Below are 16,549 nucleotides of genomic sequence, written 5' to 3'. Positions count from 1 at the left end.
TTCTTCCGCACAAGGCTACATGCAGCACACGAGTCAACGGATGCGCGCGACCTCCGCGCAATACGGCATTTGGGTCGCGCAACAGGTCGACCCGGAAGATCCGGGCTATCTCACAGCCGAGGCGATCGAGCTCGTCGGCGTGCTCGACGTCGACGCGCTTGTCGCTGGCGTCGAAGAAGTGATCGATCGCGCCGACACGCTGCACATGCGCTTCGAATGGGCCGACGACACGCTTTGGCAGCATCGCCGTCCCGCGTGCGCGCGGCTGCCCGTCGTCGACTTCAGTGCGCACGACGATCCCGGCGCGGCCGCGCATGCGTGGATGCAGGCGTCGCTGTCGGTCTGCTGCGACGTGACGTCGGACGTGCTGTACCGAACTGCGTTGCTGCGGCTGTCGCCGCAGCGCCACTGGTGGTATCTGCAGATTCATCACATAGCGATCGACGGGTTCGGCTACAGCCTGATCCAGCAAGCGGCGGCCGCGCGCTACAACGCGCGCGTCGCGGCGACGCCGCTGCCTGCGCTGCCCGATTGGAACATCGAGCGAGTCGTCGCAGCGGAAGCCGCGTATCGCGAGACGGGCCGCTTCGAGCGCGATCGCGCGTTCTGGATCGAGCATCTGCGCGACGTGCCCGCACCCGCCGAGATCGCGCCGAAGCGGGACGTCGGCAACACGGCGCGGCGGCGCGTGCTGACGCTCGAGCCGGCGCAGGTCCGCACGCTTTGCGCGGCCGCCGAGCGCGCGGGCGCCGAATGGACCGCTTGGATGCTGGCCGCGATCGGCGTATGGCTCGGCAAGCAGGCGGGCCAGCGCGACCTGACGTTCGGCCTGCCAGTGATGAACCGCCTCGGCACGCCCGCGCTCAACGTGCCGTGCATGGCGATGAACATCGTGCCGCTTCGCGTGCACGTTCGCGCGGACGCGACGCCGCGCACGCTCGCGGCCGACACGATCCGCGATCTGCGTGCGATCCGGCCGCATCTGTACTACCGCTACGGATGGATTCGCGGCGATCTCGGCCTGCTCGAGCACAACACGTTTCTGTTCAACCAGGCGGTGAATCTGATGCCGTTCGACCGGCGGATCGCATTCGCCGGATTGAAGAGCGACACGCGACCCGTGAGCGGCGGCCCCGTCAAAGATCTGAATGTGACGCTCGTTGTGCGCGACGGCGCATGGCATGTCGCGCTCGAAGCGAATCCGAATGCGTACGACGACACGCGCGCGTCGGCGCTCGCGGACAGCCTGTCCGGCTGGCTGCTCGCGTTCGCCGCGCACGAGCCGGATGCGCCGCTCGAGCCGTTGCTGCGCGATCTGCCGCCGTCGTCGATTTGCCGCGGCGAGCCGCTTGTCGAACCCGTCGTTGACGTGCTCGCGCTCGTACGGCAGGCGGCCGAGCGTGCGCCGAGCCGGATCGCGATCGAAGCGGGCGACACGCGGATCGATTACCGGGCGCTGCTCGCGCGTGTCGATGCGATCGCCGCCGCGCTTGCCGAGCACGGCGCGAACGATCGCAGCCGGGTTGCGATACTTGCGCCGCGCTCGCTGGATGCGATCGCGTCGATGCTTGCCGTGCTGCAGATCGGCGCGGCGTTCGTGCCGCTCGATCCGGACGGTCCCGCGCAGCGCATGGCGAGCGTGCTCGCGGACGCCGCACCTGATCTCGTGCTGACGCGTGCACCATGGCGGCGCAATGCAGGCGCGGCGACGACGCTCGATCTCGACGAGATCGACGCATTCGGCGCATCGGATGCATTGGATGCCGACGCCGACGCCGACGCCACGCGCAGCGCACTCCTCGACGCCGCGCTGCGCATCGAACCGGACCCTCGGCATCCCGCCTATTTGCTCTACACGTCCGGCTCGACCGGCAGACCGAATGGCGTGCTGGTCGGCCGCTTCGCGCTCGCGCAGTTCGTCGCGAGCACGCGCGCGCTGTACGGCGTCGGCCCGGCCGATCGCGTGCTGCAGTTCGCGCCGCTGCATTTCGATGCGAGTCTCGAGGAGATCTTCGTCACGCTCTGCCGCGGCGCGACGCTCGTGCTGCGCGACGACGCGATGCTCGATTCGGTCGCGACGTTCGCCGCCGCGATCGAGCGTCTCGGGATTACCGTACTCGATTTGCCGACCGCGTACTGGCACGTGCTCGCGCACGCGCTCGATGCCGAGGCCGCGCGCCAGCTCGGCGGCGTGCGATTGACGATCGTCGGCGGCGAGGCCGCGCTGCCCGAACGGATCGCGCGCTGGCGCGAGCTGCTGCCGCAGCAAGTGTTGATGAACACGTATGGGCCGACCGAAGCGACGATCATCGCGACGGCCGCACGCGTCGGCGGCCCGCAAGCCGTCTGGACCGCAGGCGACGCAGTGCCGATCGGCCGCCCGCGCCCGGGCGTCGATGCGCGGATCGTCGATGAGCGGCTGTATCCGGTCGCGGCCGGGCGAGTCGGCGAGCTGGTGCTCGTCGGCGATGCGCTCGCGCTCGAGTATCTGCACGGTCCCGAACTGACCGCCGCGCGTTTCGTCGCGCTGCCGGACACCGGCGAGCGCGCGTATCGAACGGGCGACCTCGCGCACTTGCACGAAGGGCAGTTGCGATTCGCCGGCCGCATCGATCATCAGGTGAAGATCAGCGGCCTGCGCATCGAGCCGCTCGAGATCGAGAATTTGTTGCTTCGGATGCCGAACGTGCGCGAAGCCGCCGTCGTGCCGGTGGCGCGCGGCGCGGGAATCTGCACGCTGACGGCGTTCGTCGCGGGCGAACGCGACGTGAACGCGCTGCGCGCGCTGCTTGCGCAATCGCTGCCGTCGCCCGCGATTCCCGACGCGTGGCACGTGCTCGACGCGCTACCGCGCAATCCGAACGGGAAGACCGACCGCAAGGCGCTGCTGCAGCGTGCGACGCAGCGTCAGGCGGATGCCGTCGGCCACGATGTCGGCGCGAGCGCGCTGGAACGGCAGGTGATGAAGGTCTGGCGGCAGGTGCTCGGCGACGTGTCGCTGACGAGCGCGTCGAATTTCTTCGACCTGGGCGGCAAGTCGCTGCAGGCGATCCAGGCGGCCGCGCAGCTTGCAATCGAGCTGCGGCGCGACGTGCCGGTGTCGATGCTGTTCCGTCACGCGACCGTGCAGGCGCTCGCGCACGCGCTGACGGCGCCGCTCGCGTATCACCGGCCGCGGACCGCGCACGACGCGTTCGCGCCGACGCTCGCGATCCAGTCCGGCCCGGCAGGCGCGCCTGCGCTGATCTGCATTCATCCGGCCGACGGACTCGCATGGGGCTATCTGCGCGTCGCGCGCCATCTGCCGGATGCGACCGTGCACGGTCTGCAATTGGCGATCGGCGAGACGTGCGAAGCGCGAAACTTCGATGCGCTCGTCGAGTGCTATGCGGCGCGCGTGCGCGCGTTGCAGCCGGACGGGCCGTACCACTTGCTCGGCTGGTCGCTGGGCGGCGCGCTTGCGCACGGCGTCGCCGCGAAGCTGCGCGGCGACGGGCACGCGATCGGCCTGCTCGCGCTGATGGACAGCTATCCCGCGTCGGCGTGGGCTGCGCATCCAATGCCGACGCTGCGCGATGCGTTGCAGATCCTGTTGACCGCGAACGGCGATTTCGAGACCGAAGGCGTCGCAGACGACGTGCTGCGCCAGCGGTTGCTGCGTGCGAACAGCGCGTTCGCCGCGCTCGGCGCGGCGGGCCTCGACGCGCATGCGGAGCAGATGCTGCGGCAGATGCGGCTGTTCCGTACAAGCAAGACGCCGCGCTACGACGGCGAGGTGCTGCTGTTTCGTGCGGCCCGCAATCCAGCGCACGCGCCGGCGCCCGGCGCATGGGAAGTCCATCTGCGGCCGGGTGCGCTCGCGTGCCGCACGCTCGCGTGCTCGCACGACGGGATGTCCGATCCCGCGCCGATGGCCGAGATCGGCGCGGCGCTCGCCGAGCGTCTTCGCTGGGACGCGCGCAACTTCGACGATTTTTCAGGAGCTTGATCCGATGAGCAGCACCTTCACCGATTTTCCGGGGACCGTCGCCGTGGTGAGCGGCGCCGCGCAGGGCATCGGCGCGGCGGTCACCCGTGCGCTGGCCGCGCGCGGCATCGCCGTCGCAGCGCTCGACGTGCGTGCGGATGCGCTCGCGCAGCTCGCAGCCGATGCCGAATCGGTCGGCGGGCGCATCCATCCGTTCGACGTCGACGTCGCGAATGCCGACGCGGTGCGAGCGGCCGTCGAACGCATCGATACGACGCTCGGCCCGATCGGCATGCTCGCGAACGTCGCGGGCATCCTGCGTCTCGCCGACGTCCGCACGCTGAGCGACGAAGACTGGGCGCACAGCTTCGCCGTCAACACGCACGGCGTGTTCCATCTGTCGCGCGCGGTCGCGCAGCGGATGATCCCGCGGCGCGCAGGCAGCATCGTCACGGTCGGCTCGAACGCGGCGCTCGTTCCGCGGACGCAGATGGCGGCCTATGCGGCGTCGAAGGCGGCCGCGCATCAATTCACGAAATGCCTCGGGCTCGAACTCGCCGAGCACGGGATTCGCTGCAACGTCGTCGCGCCCGGCTCGACCGACACGCAGATGCAGCGCCAGCTCTGGACCGACGAGCGCAGCGTCGACGCGGTGATCGCGGGCTCGCTGCCCGCGTTCCGGACCGGCATCCCGCTGCGCCGGATCGCCGATCCGGACGACGTCGCGTCGGTCGTGCTGTTCCTGCTGTCGAACGCATCGCGCCACGTGACGCTGCACAGCCTGTGCGTCGACGGCGGCGCGACGCTCGGTGCGTGACGCGGCAGCCGGCGCGCGGCGGACAGGCGCACCGGCTACTTCTCTTCTCTCGCTATCCGGTTATGAAAAACATCACCCTGTACCCGAACGGCGGCGTGGCCGGGGCGCGTGCGAGCGTCGCGCGGCAGCGGGTCGGCATGCGGCTGCCGACGCCCGCCGCGCTGCGCCGCCGCTATCCGCTCTCGGCGACCATCCAGACGACCGTCGACGCGGGCCGACGGCAAGTGCAGGCGATTCTCGAGCAGCGCGATCCGCGCTGGCTCGCGATCGTCGGACCGTGCTCGATCCACGATCCGCAGGCGGCGCTCGACTACGCGCTGCATCTCGCGCGCCTCGCGGATGCGGTGCGGGACGTGTTCTGCGTCGTGATGCGCGTGTATTTCGAAAAGCCGCGCACGACGGTCGGCTGGAAGGGGCTCATCAACGATCCGCGCCTCGACGGCAGCTATCGGATCGACGAAGGGCTCGCGACCGCGCGCCGGCTGCTGTGCGAAGTGAACGCGCTTGGGCTGCCGGCCGCGATCGAGGCGCTCGATCTCGTCACGCCGCATTACCTCGGGGATCTCGTGAGCTGGGCGGCGATCGGCGCGCGCACGACCGAATCGCAGGTGCATCGCGAGATGGCGTCGGGGCTGCCGATGCCGGTCGGATTCAAGAACGGCACGGACGGCGGCGTCGAGATCGCGATTCACGCGATGCAGAGCAGCATGCGGCCGCACGCGTTCATCGGCTTGCACGACGAAGGTTATCCGGTCGTGCGGCACACCGACGGCAATCCGTACGCGCACCTCGTGCTGCGAGGCGGCCGCGACGGCCCGAACTACGACGCCGCGAGCGTCGCGGCGGCCGAGCACGCGCTGCGCGCGAACCGGCTGCCGACGAACGTCGTCGTCGATTGCTCGCATGCGAACTGCGACAAGCAGCATGCGCGGCAGGTCGCGGTGCTCGACGACATCGTCGACCAGATCTGCGCCGGCAATCGCTCGATCCGCGGCGTGATGCTCGAGAGTTTTCTCGAAGAAGGGCGGCAGTCGCTCGACGACGGGGCCGACGCGCTGCGCTACGGCTGCTCGATTACCGATCCCTGTCTCGGCTGGGACGCGACCGAAGCGGCGCTCGTCGCCGCGCACGCGCGTCTCGCCGCTCACGTCGCGCGCCGTTGACGCGCCCGCGCGCGCGTTGCGCATCCATTCATCGAACGAACAGGAGCCTCATGTCCACGACTTCCGTTGAAACCCCGGCCGCCGCCGAGCGCGCCGGCTTGCCGCTGACGCCGCTCCTCATCGCGAACTTCACGATGATGGCGGGCAACTACGCGTTCGTCGCGATCGCGGCGCCGCTCGCGCGGATGCTGCATCTGCAGGCGTCGCACATCGGCGCGGTCATCGCCGTCGTCGGAGTCGTCTGGATTGCGACTGCGCGTCGCTGGGGGCGCGCCGCGGACATCCGCGGCCGCGTGCCGGCGATGCGAACCGCGATCGCGGGCTTTGTCGCCTGCTACCTGCTGCTCGCGCTCTACGTGTGGTGGGCGCTGCGAGACGGCGCGAACGGCGTGCCGTCGCTCGCGCTGAGCCTGGCCGCGCTGTTCGTCACGCGCGCGGCGATGGGCGGCTGCTTTGCGGGGCTGCCCGTCGCGGCGACCGCGTGGATCGCGGACCGCACCGCGCCGCAGCGGCGTGCGGCGACGATGGCGCGCTTCGGCGCGGCGGGCGCGATCGGCATGGTGATCGCGCCGCCGCTCGCCGGCTGGATCGGCCGTTACGATCTTGCCGCGACGCTCGCCGTGTTCGCGCTATTGCCGCTCGCGGGCCTGCCGGGGCTCGGCCGCCTCGATGATGCGCGGCCGCGCGAGGCGCGCGGTGCGCCGCCGCGGCTCAAGATGACCGACGCGCGGATCCGGAGGCCGTGGCTCAGCGCATTCGCGCTGTACAGCGTCATCGCGATCGCGAACAGCGCGCTCGGGTTTTATGTGATCGATTGGTTGCACGTCGACGCGCGGCACGCGGCGGCCGTCGTCGGCTATGCGCTCGGCTGCGCGGGGCTTGGCCTGATCGTGATGCAGTCGGCGGTTGCGCGGCTGCCGCGCATCGCGCCGCTGCAATGGCTGCGCTGGGGCGCGCTCGCGAGCGCGGCGGGATTCGCGTCGGTGCTGCTCGTCGAACCGGCGCAGCCGATGGCCGTCTGCGCGGGCTATCTCGTCGCGGCGTTCGGGATGGGGGCGTCGTTTCCGGCCGTCGCCGCACTCGCGAGCGCGGCGGTCGATGCGCGCGAGCAGGGCGCGTGTGCGGGCACGATGTCGGTCGCGCAGGGGCTCAGCATGATCGTGGCGCCGCTCGTCGGCACCGCGCTGTACGACTGGCGCCCGCAGGCGCCGTTCGCGCTGATCGGCGTGCTGCTGCTGCTCGTGGCCTGCGCGACGTGGCGAAGTGCGCGGCGCGCAGCCGCGACGCAGTGAGGGCATCGATCGCGCGCCGCTCGCTTGCGGCGATGCGCGTTGCGTGACGTTCGTCGTTCGATGCGCATCAGACCGCGCAGCGCGCGATGTGGAAGCGCAGTTCCGACTCCTCCGGATCGCCGTCGCCGCTGCGCGGGCGATAGACGCCGATGTTCGTGCCGGCCGACGCGGTCGGCGCGAGCGTGACGGTCCAATCGGAATCGGACGAGTACGGGCCGATCAGGACCGTGGTCGGATTGTGCTGCGCGACGCGCGCCTGCGGCACGCGACTCGTCAGGCAGCGCTCGACGTCGGTCGGGCTGCGCGGCGACGCGACGTAGATGATCCGGCCGCTGGGCGATTCGGCCTGCGGGCCGTTCGCCGGTGAGCCTGCGCAACCAGCGAGCGCCGCGACGGCGCCGACGAGCGCGCAGCTGGCGAGAATCCGAGTCGATTTCATGGGCGATCCAAGGTGAGTCATTCGGCAAAAACGCATCCGGATTCCATGCATTCCGCATCGTTCCGATGCGCGACGTCGCGTGAAGGGCGGTGCGCCGACGAGATTGAGGAAAATCCGAGCGTGTCGCGAGCCTAACAAGGCAGGCGCATCGTTTGTGTTAAAAATTGTTTTCGTTCGCGCGCATCGCGCCGATTGCGATCGTTTACGACGACGTGCATCGTGCGCGAATCGAACGCCGGGCAAACGCGATGGCATCGCACGGCGGCGTGCGGTCGTGCGCGGTCGGCCGATGTCGAGCGCGCCGGCATGCCGCGCGTCTTGCGAGAACGGTGTGGCGTGTCGAGCATCGATTGTTGCGCGTATCGACATGTACCGGCACATACCGGCACGCATGCGCGATGCGCGGATCGAACATTCGCACTACATGTCGCGCTTCACGCGTGGGTTCGCTGATGCGCACGATTGCCGGTCATCGGTCCCGCACCATCGCTTCGCCACGTTCGGCGACTGCTTCGCCGCGCTCGCCGGCGTCCTGCCATTCGATGCGATGCTTTCACGATGCGCGCGACCGCAGCGCGGCGTCGCCCGGCGTCGTTTCCATCGCGACCAGCCGGCGAGATGCGACACATTCGCTCATCGAATCGAATTCGCTTCGAATTTGATCGGACAGGTTAAAGCGCGAGATTCGAATGGCGCGAGCCATTTCAGTGCGATGCATTTGACCGAGATCCAGGAAATTCCGGACGATCGTGCTATCTATTTGATGTTTCGAGCCAAATTCGAATCGGCTCGAAAGACGTGCGGAGCGTGTCAACGCGGCGTGCATTCGCTGCGTTATAGAACCGGCGCACGAGTGTTCACGCTGACGAAATCCTTGCATTTTGTAGGGTGCGCATCGTGAACCTCGAACAATACCGGCGCCGGATGCGCTCCAACGCATCGTGATTAACCGGATATTTCCGTTTGGATATTCAAGGAAAAACAATGAAGAAGATCATCGCTTCGGTGGCAACCGCCGCTATCGCATTCGCTTCGGCTTCCGTGTTCGCACAAGCATCGGCACCGGCAGCTTCGGCGCCGGCGGCTGCTTCGGCTGTCAAGCATGACAAGAGCAAGCCGAAGCACGAGCTGAAGCTGCACGGTTCGGAGAAGGCCAAGGCGAAGGCCTCCGCCGCTTCGGCGGCCGGTACGAACGGCAAGGGCGCGCAGCAGTAAGCGCTTGCCCGCGGCGGCGCATCGCCGCCGTCGTGGCTCGTCATGACGAACCCCGCGTTCTCGCGAACGCGGGGTTTGTTTTTACGCGCGCGTCACGCGTGCGGCGGTTTCGGTTGCGACACGTGATCGATCAGCGCGCGCATTCGCTGCCAGTGCGAGCCTTCCCAGAACACGCGGCGGCACACGTCGCAGGTGACGAAACGCGTGTGGCGCTGCAGCACGCCTTGCGGCGCGCGGCCTTCGGCTTCGGCAGGATCGATGCGTCGCAGCGGCGCGTTGCACGACAGGCACAGCCGGAACGGCCGCGCGTTGCCGGCCAGATCGAGCCGGTCGAACAGCTCGCGCAGCTGCGCCTGCGGCTTCAGCGCGCGCACGTAGCAGCCGTGCGTGATCGTGCGGCGCTTGAGCAGCTCGCGATCGCGCGTGAGGACGATCCGCGCTTCGCGCGCGGCGATCGCCTCGATCAGGTCGTCCGGATAGTGGTTGTCGTACAGCGTGTCGAAGCCCGCGAGACGCAGCAATTGCGCAAGCCCGCCGAGATGCGCGTCCGCGATGAAGCGCGTGACGCGCAGCGGCGCAGCGCGCACGCGCAGCAGCGGGCGGATGTCGATCGCTTCGAAGGCCGGGTAGACGGCGACGCGGTCGCCGTGCTCGAGCACGCGGCCGAACGGCGACGATTCGCCGTTGACGAGAATCAGCTCGACTTCGGTGTGCGGGACGCCGAGCGCTTCGATCGCATGCTTGACGCTCGCACCGCGCATGCACGCGTGCTCGAATGCTCGGCGGCGCAGCGGCCGCGCGAGGAAATCGTTCAACTCCTCATAGAAGCGGAAAGTCACGGTGACCATCGATGAAGTATCGCACCGCCGCGCGTTTCCCGCACGTCGTGCGAGTCGATGGGTGCGAGACGGCAAATGTCGCGCGCCTGTGCTTTACTCGTGCTTTCGACGGATATGACGAATACAAGGAACAGGACATGGACATCGGATTTATCGGCGTGGGCGAGATGGGCGGCGCCATCGCGGCGAATCTACTGAAGGCGGGGCATCGCGTGCGGGTGTGGAACCGTTCGGCCGAACGCGTTGCGCCGCTCGTCGAACTAGGCGCGCAGCACGTCGCGACGGTCGCCGAAGCATTCACGGGCGACGCGGTGTTCTCGATGCTCGCCGACGACGCGGCTGCGCGCGGCGTGTTCGACGCGTCGCTCCTCGAGCATGCGCCTCGCGGCCTCATCCACGTGAACATGGCGACGATCTCCGTCGCGCTCGCCGAGCAGCTCGCGCATGCGCACGCGGCGCGCGGGATCCACTATGTCGCGGCGCCCGTGATGGGGCGTCCGCACGTCGCGGCGGCGGCGCGCCTGACGATCATCACGGCCGGACCCGCAGAGGCGATCGACCGGATGCAGCCCGCGTTCGACGCGATCGGCCAGAAGACCTGGCGGCTCGGCTCGCTGCCGCAACACGCGAATGCGGTGAAGATCGCGGCCAACTTCACGATCGCATCGGCGATCGAGACGATGGGCGAGGCGGCGGCGCTGCTCGCCGCGCACGGCGTCGCGATGAACGACTATCTCGACGTGATCACGAACAGCGTGTTCCCCGGCCCCGTCTATCAGGGCTACGGCGCGATGATCGCCGAATCGCGCTACGAGCCGGCGCTCTTCAAGGCGCGGCTCGGCTTGAAGGACGTGCGGCTCGCGCTCGAGGCGGGCGACGCGTTGTCGGTGCCGCTGCCTGTCGCGAGCGTCGTGCGCGACAGCCTGATCGAAGCGGTCGCGCACGGCGACGGCGACAAGGATTTCGCAGTGCTCGGGCAGGTCGCGGCGCGCCGGGCGGGGCGGTGACGCGTACCGGAGCCGCGAGCGGCTTGCGGCCGCCCCGCCGCAGACAACGACGCACGTTCCCCGGCATAATCGACGCTTCCATTTCCATTTCGATAGCGGGGCGGTAATGAATCTGCATACGTGGTGGTTGTTTGTCGCGACGGTGTTCGTCGTGTCGGCAATTCCCGGTCCGAACATGCTGCTCGTGATGACGCACGGCGCGCGTCACGGGCTGCGGCGTTCGACGGCGACAATGGCGGGCTGCATGACGGCGCTCGTCGCGATGCTGTCGGTATCCGCCGCGGGGCTCGGCGTGTTCCTCGAAGCGTGGCCGGCGATGTTCGATGCGCTCCGCTTCGCGGGCGCCGCGTATCTGATCTATCTCGGCGTGAAGGCGTGGCGCGCGCGCGTCGACGCGGAATCCGCCGCGGATGCCGCCGACGCCCCGCCGCAAGCGGGCCGCGCGAGCGCGTCCGCGTCGCGCTGGGCGCTCTTTCGAAATGGCTTTCTCGTCGCGGGCAGCAACCCGAAGGCAATCCTGTTCGCCGCCGCGCTCCTGCCGCAGTTCATCGACGCGTCCGTGCCGACGCTGCCGCAGTTCGGCATCCTCGTCGCCACATTCGCGGTCATCGAGGTGAGCTGGTACATCGTGTATGCGTCGTTCGGCACGCGGATCGGCGTGACGCTCCGGAGTGCGAACGTCGCGAAGATTTTCAACCGTCTGACGGGTGGCCTGTTCGTCGGCTTCGGCGCGATGATGGCGCTCGTGCGGCACTGAGCGGCGTGCTTCAGCCGGTGAGTCGTCAAGTCGGCGCAGTGATGAGTCGGCGAAGCGGTAAAGCCGCCGCACGCGCGCCGCATCGCCGTTCGTGAGATGGCGAAAGCGCGCAGGCGGCTCGCGCCGAAGTTCGCGGCACGCCGACTGACGAAACGCGGTTGCAGGCGCGTTGCCGGCTCGCACGAATCGAAGCGACAGGCGGCCTCGAGTCCCGCGGAATCTCGGGCGGCGATGAAGCCGCTCCGCGCGGTCGACTGCGACCTCGAGCGTCGATGAATCGCAGCACGCCGATCGCGCTTCCATAAACGGCGAAAACGCTCTGCATCGGCGACGACGCGGGGCGTCGTTTTTTCAGCATTCCGTACGCCGCCGCACGGCGACCCAGTCCAGCGCGAACGCGGCGCCCGCGAACGCGAAGCCCACCGCGCATACCGCGCCCCAGCCCGCCCATGCCCACGCCGCGCCCGCCAGCATCGCGCCGAGCGACCCGCCGACGAAGAACAACCCGACGAACAACCCGTTGAGCCGCCCGCGCGCGGCGGGATTCAGCAGGTTGATCGCGCGGCGGCCAAGCGTCTGGTCGGCGACGACGCCTGCATCGAGCGCCGCTGCGCCGGCGACGAGCAACGCGAGTGCGAGCATCGGGTGTGCGGTCGCGTCGAAGCCGCCCCAGTCCGCGCCCGCGACGCCCAATGCCGCCAACGCGACGAGCATCGCCACATGCGCGCCGCGCAACGCGCCGCGCTCCCAGCCGCGGTCGCCGGCGAGGCCCGCGAACGGCGTGACGATCGCGCCCGTCGCGCCGGCGAACGCGAACATCGCGATTCCATGCAGCCCGAGGCCGAACGGCGCGGCGGCGAGACGCAAGCCGATCGCGGTCCAGAACGCGCTGAACGCGCCCATCGACAGCCCGGCGGACAGCGCGCGCCGCTGCAGCACGCGCTCGGTCGAGACGAGTGTCCAGAGCGAGCCGAGCAGCGCTGCATAGCGGGTCGACAGCGACGGCGCGCGCGGCGGCAGTTTCGCGGCGAGCACCGCGGCGATCGCGATGTCGGCGGCGGCCGCCGTGCCGTAGAACGCGCGCCAGCCGGCCGTGCCGGCGATCAGGCTCGCGAGCGGCCGCGACAGCAGGATGCCGAGCATCAGGCCGCTCATCACGTTGCCGACCGCGCGGCCGCGCTTCTTCTCCGGCGCCATCGACGCTGCCATCGGCACGAGCATCTGGATCACACTCGATGCCGCACCCGCGATGAACACCGCGGCGAGATACACGGTGCCCGAGCGCGTGACGGCGGGCAGCGCGAGCGTCGCTGCGCAGACGGCGAGCGTCGTTACGATGAGCCGGCGGTTCTCGATCAGGTCGATGAGCGGCACGAGCAGCGCGAGGCCTGCCGCATAGCCGAGCTGCGGCAGCATCGCGACGAGCCCGGTCAGGCTCGACGGCAGGCGCAGATCGGCGGCGATCGGGCCGGTCAGCGGCTGCGCGGCGAACAGGTTGAGGACGATCACGCCGACCGTCACGGAGAAGAACACGGTGAGCGCGGGCGTGAGCGTTAGCGCGGGAGAGGCGCACGGTCGGTTGGCGAGCGAGTCGGCGCGAAGATCGGCTGAGCGGTTCATCGAAATGGCCTTGGAAACGTGAAGAGCTCTCATCGTAGAGACGCGCTTGTTATGCGACAATTGAAATATCTTTAATATGTTTATGCGAGTTTGTTTTGAATACGCGCGATCTCCAAGCTTTCGTGGCGGTCGTCGACAGCGGCTCGATGGTGGCCGCCGCGACCAAGCTCCATTTGACGCAGCCGGGTCTCACGCGGCGCGTGCAGAACCTCGAGACGACGCTCGGCGTGCCGCTCCTCGACCGGCAGAGCAAGCCGCTCAAGCCGAGCGCGGCGGGCCGCGAGGTTTACGCGCTCGCGCGCAACGTGCTGCGCTCGGTCGACGAACTGCTCGCCGTCGCCGCGCCCGGCAGCGAGCCGGCGGGCGAGCTGCGGATCGGCGTGCCGCCGTTTCTGTCGGAGCTCGCGCTCGAAGGGCCGATCGACCGGCTGCGCGAAGCATTTCCGCGCCTCACGCTGCGGATCACGGCCGGCTGGTCGCCGGCGCTCTTGCAAAGCGTCGAGCGCGCGGCGCTCGACGCCGCCGCGGTGATGATGCCGGCGAGCTTCCCGATGCCGGAGACGCTCGTGTCGACGCTGCTCGGCGTGCAGCCGACCGTGCTCGTCGCCGCGCGCGACTTCGCGCTGCCGCCGGGGCCGGTGCCGCTCGACGCGCTGTCGCGCTATCCGTGGGTGCTGAGCCAGGATGGTTGCGGGATGCGCTCGGCGCTGAGCCGCGCGTTCAGCGCGGCGGGACTGCCGTTCGACGTCGCGGTCGAGGCGTTCGGCTCGGACTTGCAGTTGTCGCTCGTCGCGCGCGGGGCGGGGCTCGGCATCGCGTCGACGGCCGCGCTCGCGCGCAGCCCGCACCGCGATGCGCTGCAGGTCGTCGACACGGCGGACGTCGAGCCGGGGATCAACGTGTGGCTCGTGCACGGCGTGCTGCCGGGGCGGCTGATGCGGCCGGTCGAGCTGCTGCGCGAGCGGCTCGTCGCGGTGCTGGAGGCGGAAAACCGCAGGCGATCAGGGGACGAAGCAAAAATGCCGGCTCATTAGAGCCGGCATTCAAGGGAAAATCCGTATTTTCTCGATGGGAATGTTGCATTGCGTCAAACAAACCGGTATAGTTTGAACCGTCTCCTCCATGTCTCCTCTGATATGGATTCAGCCCGCCTCTTCAGGCGGGCTTTTTTTTGGTTCATCGGCATTCGAGCGACGCCCGCGCCGACCCTCCGTCAGAACTTGTAGGACACTGCGACGAAACTGACGATCGGATCCGCCTTCAGCTCGTTCTTCGATTCCGCCAGCACCGTCCCGTCGGCGGCCTTGATCGTCACTGTCGACGTCGTCTTCAGCGGGATGTACGTGACCGATGCGAGCAGGCCCCAGTGATCGGTGAAGTTGTACGTGATGCCCGCATTGAACACCGGCTGCCACGACGACGACGCCTTCGCCGACACCTGCGTCGGTCCCGGCTTGCCGGCGCCCGCGGCGAGCACGGCGCCGAGGTTGTCCTGCGTCGACTTCACGAAGTTGCGGTTCAGCTGAAGATCGCTGAACCAGTTGTACGACACGCCGATTCCGACGAACGGCCGGACCTTCGAGTTCGCCTGCGCGAAGTAGTACTGGAACAGCACGGCCGGACTCCACTGACGCACGCTCTTGACGATCGGGTTGATCTGCGGATCGCCGAGGTTTTGCGACGCGAGCGCGCCCGCCGGTCCGGGCGGGCGGATCGTGCCTTGCCCGGTGATCTTGAAGACGGGCGGCACGCCCGCCACCGTCGTGACCGCGATGTTGTCGGTCAGGAAGTGGCTCGTGGTCAGGCCGACTGTGTCCGCGCCGCTCGTGCGCGTGCCGGTGCCCGGCGACGTGAACGATCCCGTCAGCCCGAGCGGCGTGTTGATCGGCGTCGGCGCGACGCTCGTCGTGAGCGGCGTGGTGCTTTGCTGCGGCATCACGTGGAACCAGCCGAGCGTGACGACGTTGCTGCCCGCGCTTTGCGCGTGAGCGGCGAGCGGCGTCAATGCGGCGGCGCCGAGCGCCGCGCAGAGTATTTTTTTCATACGGCCTCTCTGGCGCTTATTGCACGAAGGCGCCGACCGTGAAATACGGCGACGACGAGTTCGACATATCGAGGAAGCCAAATGCCCCGCCCGCGCCGGTGAAGATGAACTTGCCGGTCGGCGTCGAACTGCTCGCGCCGACGTGCGTCGACGTGATCGTGCCCGGCACCGTCTGCGTGTAGTCGAGATTGAGCGCGGTGGCGAGCGATGCTTGCGACGGATTGAACGGATCGAGAAGCGTCGCCTGCTTGTCGACGAGCACCGTCGAACGGTAGTCGAACTGGCTGTCGACACCGATGTATTCGCCGTTGACGAAGCCGACGTTGATCGCCGTCTGCGGCGCGAGGAGCGAGATGCTCGATTCGTCGTCGGCGGTGAGGCCCGGCACGCCGTTCGCGTCGGGCGTCGGGTTCGGATTGGCGACGCCCGTGCGGATCATGACCGGTACGAGCTGGTTGTTCACCTTGCCGACGATGAGGAAGCCCTTCGCTTGCGGGACCGTCGAGAGCGTCGGCTTCAGCTGGCTCTGGAAGTGATCGGTCTCGAACGCGCCGGTGCCGTTCGGCGATTGCACGAGGTTCGTGCCGGGCTGGCGGCAAGTGCCCGCATAGATGCCCGTCGAGTCGCAGCGGATCCAGGTGCCGTCTGGGTTGATCGTCACCTTCGCGTCGATCGTTACGGGCGCGAAGCTTTGCGACGCCACCTGACCGTAGCCGAGCTGGCTATACGTGCCGGCGAGCTTGGCGATGTTGGTTTCGAGCGTTGAGAATGCGATGAACGGATAGTACGGGAACTTGGTGTCGGGAATCGCGCCCTGGCCGAGCAGGCCGCCGTACTGAAGCTCCGCGCCGGGAATCGTGCCGCCTACGATGCCCATGCCGAGGAAAATGCGCGCCGGCCGGTTCGGATCGAGGCTCGCGCCGTTCAGGCGGTATGCGCAGTTGTTGAGCTTTTGCGTCGGCAGCAAGGTTTCCTGCGTGAGCGTGCCGTTTTGGGTCGTGCCGGCGCGCGACGGCGCGGCGGTGCCCGTCGTTTGCGGAATCGGCGACGCGACGTAGGTGATCTGCCAGGTGAGTTTCGTCGTGTCGATCTGCAGTTTGACGAGTTCGCCGTCGCCGCCGCCGCCCGTGTAGACCGTGCTGTAGTCGACCGTCGACGGGCAGAGTGCCGTTTCGACGAGCGGCTGCGAATCGCTGCCGCTACTGCCGCCGCTGCACGCCGAAATGAAGGGCGCGGCGCAGGCCATCGCCAAAATGAGATTCCGCTGCTTCATGTTGCTCCTCCAAACTCCAGAATTGTCTTTATCCGGCGGCCAGCTCCCTGTCGGCCGCTCTCGATTTCGCCCGCTGCGGCACGATCCGGCGCGATGCGTCGCGCCGGATCGTGCGT

At 68.6% G+C, this 16,549-nt stretch carries 14 protein-coding genes; 9 read left to right on the top strand and 5 right to left on the bottom strand.

Features of this window, described 5'->3' with window-relative positions:
* The first annotated feature begins 40 nt into the window (after positions 1-40).
* The 4 genes from WS69_RS14425 (at position 41) to WS69_RS14410 (ending at position 7,239) form a co-directional block, all read left to right on the top strand.
* Positions 41-3,988, top strand: a complete 3,948-nt coding sequence (locus tag WS69_RS14425; protein WP_231747139.1) for a non-ribosomal peptide synthetase — start codon at positions 41-43, stop codon at positions 3,986-3,988.
* Positions 3,989-3,992: 4 nt separating this feature from the next.
* Positions 3,993-4,784: a 2,3-dihydro-2,3-dihydroxybenzoate dehydrogenase gene (locus WS69_RS14420; protein ID WP_059471433.1), complete on the top strand. Its 792-nt coding sequence runs from the start codon at positions 3,993-3,995 to the stop codon at positions 4,782-4,784.
* Between the two features lie 62 nt (positions 4,785-4,846).
* On the top strand, positions 4,847-5,947 hold the full coding sequence (locus tag WS69_RS14415; RefSeq protein WP_059471432.1) for a 3-deoxy-7-phosphoheptulonate synthase: 1,101 nt from the start codon (positions 4,847-4,849) through the stop codon (positions 5,945-5,947).
* 50 nt (positions 5,948-5,997) lie between these two features.
* Positions 5,998-7,239, top strand: a complete 1,242-nt coding sequence (locus tag WS69_RS14410; protein ID WP_059471431.1) for an MFS transporter — start codon at positions 5,998-6,000, stop codon at positions 7,237-7,239.
* Between the two features lie 67 nt (positions 7,240-7,306).
* Here the strand turns inward: WS69_RS14410 and WS69_RS14405 are convergent, their stop codons facing one another.
* The gene (locus WS69_RS14405) at positions 7,307-7,678 is read right to left on the bottom strand and encodes a hypothetical protein (RefSeq protein ID WP_059471430.1); all 372 of its coding nucleotides are present in this window, start codon (positions 7,676-7,678) and stop codon (positions 7,307-7,309) included.
* A 154-nt stretch (positions 7,679-7,832) separates the two neighbouring features.
* Here WS69_RS14405 and WS69_RS33350 point away from each other — a divergent pair, with 154 nt between their 5' ends.
* Together WS69_RS33350 and WS69_RS34155 are read left to right on the top strand one after the other, a co-directional pair.
* Complete coding sequence (locus WS69_RS33350) at positions 7,833-8,579, top strand: hypothetical protein (protein ID WP_197419260.1); 747 nt, start codon at positions 7,833-7,835, stop codon at positions 8,577-8,579.
* Between the two features lie 83 nt (positions 8,580-8,662).
* Complete coding sequence (locus WS69_RS34155; protein WP_059471428.1) at positions 8,663-8,893, top strand: hypothetical protein; 231 nt, start codon at positions 8,663-8,665, stop codon at positions 8,891-8,893.
* 92 nt (positions 8,894-8,985) lie between these two features.
* Here WS69_RS34155 and WS69_RS14390 read toward each other — a convergent pair whose 3' ends face one another.
* Entirely contained in the window at positions 8,986-9,741 is a 756-nt protein-coding gene (locus WS69_RS14390) for a Mut7-C RNAse domain-containing protein (protein WP_059471427.1), read from the bottom strand.
* A 128-nt stretch (positions 9,742-9,869) separates the two neighbouring features.
* Between WS69_RS14390 and WS69_RS14385 the strand changes: the two genes are divergently transcribed.
* Complete coding sequence (locus WS69_RS14385; RefSeq protein ID WP_059471451.1) at positions 9,870-10,739, top strand: NAD(P)-dependent oxidoreductase; 870 nt, start codon at positions 9,870-9,872, stop codon at positions 10,737-10,739.
* A gap of 106 nt (positions 10,740-10,845) precedes the next feature.
* On the top strand, positions 10,846-11,496 hold the full coding sequence (locus WS69_RS14380) for a LysE family translocator (RefSeq protein ID WP_059471426.1): 651 nt from the start codon (positions 10,846-10,848) through the stop codon (positions 11,494-11,496).
* A gap of 351 nt (positions 11,497-11,847) precedes the next feature.
* Here WS69_RS14380 and WS69_RS14370 read toward each other — a convergent pair whose 3' ends face one another.
* Positions 11,848-13,116, bottom strand: a complete 1,269-nt coding sequence (locus WS69_RS14370; protein ID WP_059471424.1) for an MFS transporter — start codon at positions 13,114-13,116, stop codon at positions 11,848-11,850.
* Between the two features lie 95 nt (positions 13,117-13,211).
* Here WS69_RS14370 and WS69_RS14365 point away from each other — a divergent pair, with 95 nt between their 5' ends.
* On the top strand, positions 13,212-14,150 hold the full coding sequence (locus WS69_RS14365) for a LysR family transcriptional regulator (protein ID WP_059471423.1): 939 nt from the start codon (positions 13,212-13,214) through the stop codon (positions 14,148-14,150).
* Positions 14,151-14,329: 179 nt separating this feature from the next.
* Here the strand turns inward: WS69_RS14365 and WS69_RS14360 are convergent, their stop codons facing one another.
* Both WS69_RS14360 and WS69_RS14355 read right to left on the bottom strand, forming a co-directional pair.
* Positions 14,330-15,160 carry an OmpW/AlkL family protein gene (locus WS69_RS14360; protein ID WP_059471422.1) on the bottom strand — a complete coding sequence of 277 codons (831 nt, stop codon included), beginning with the start codon at positions 15,158-15,160 and terminating at the stop codon, positions 14,330-14,332.
* 16 nt (positions 15,161-15,176) lie between these two features.
* Positions 15,177-16,433, bottom strand: coding sequence for a DUF2957 domain-containing protein (locus tag WS69_RS14355; protein ID WP_059471421.1), 1,257 nt, complete (start codon positions 16,431-16,433; stop codon positions 15,177-15,179).
* Positions 16,434-16,549: the final 116 nt, after the last annotated feature.

Source organism: Burkholderia sp. BDU5 (assembly GCF_001522845.1).
Classification (GTDB): domain Bacteria; phylum Pseudomonadota; class Gammaproteobacteria; order Burkholderiales; family Burkholderiaceae; genus Burkholderia; species Burkholderia mayonis.
The sequence above is the reverse complement of the archived record's forward strand: the minus strand, read 5'-3'. Positions and strand labels throughout refer to the sequence as shown.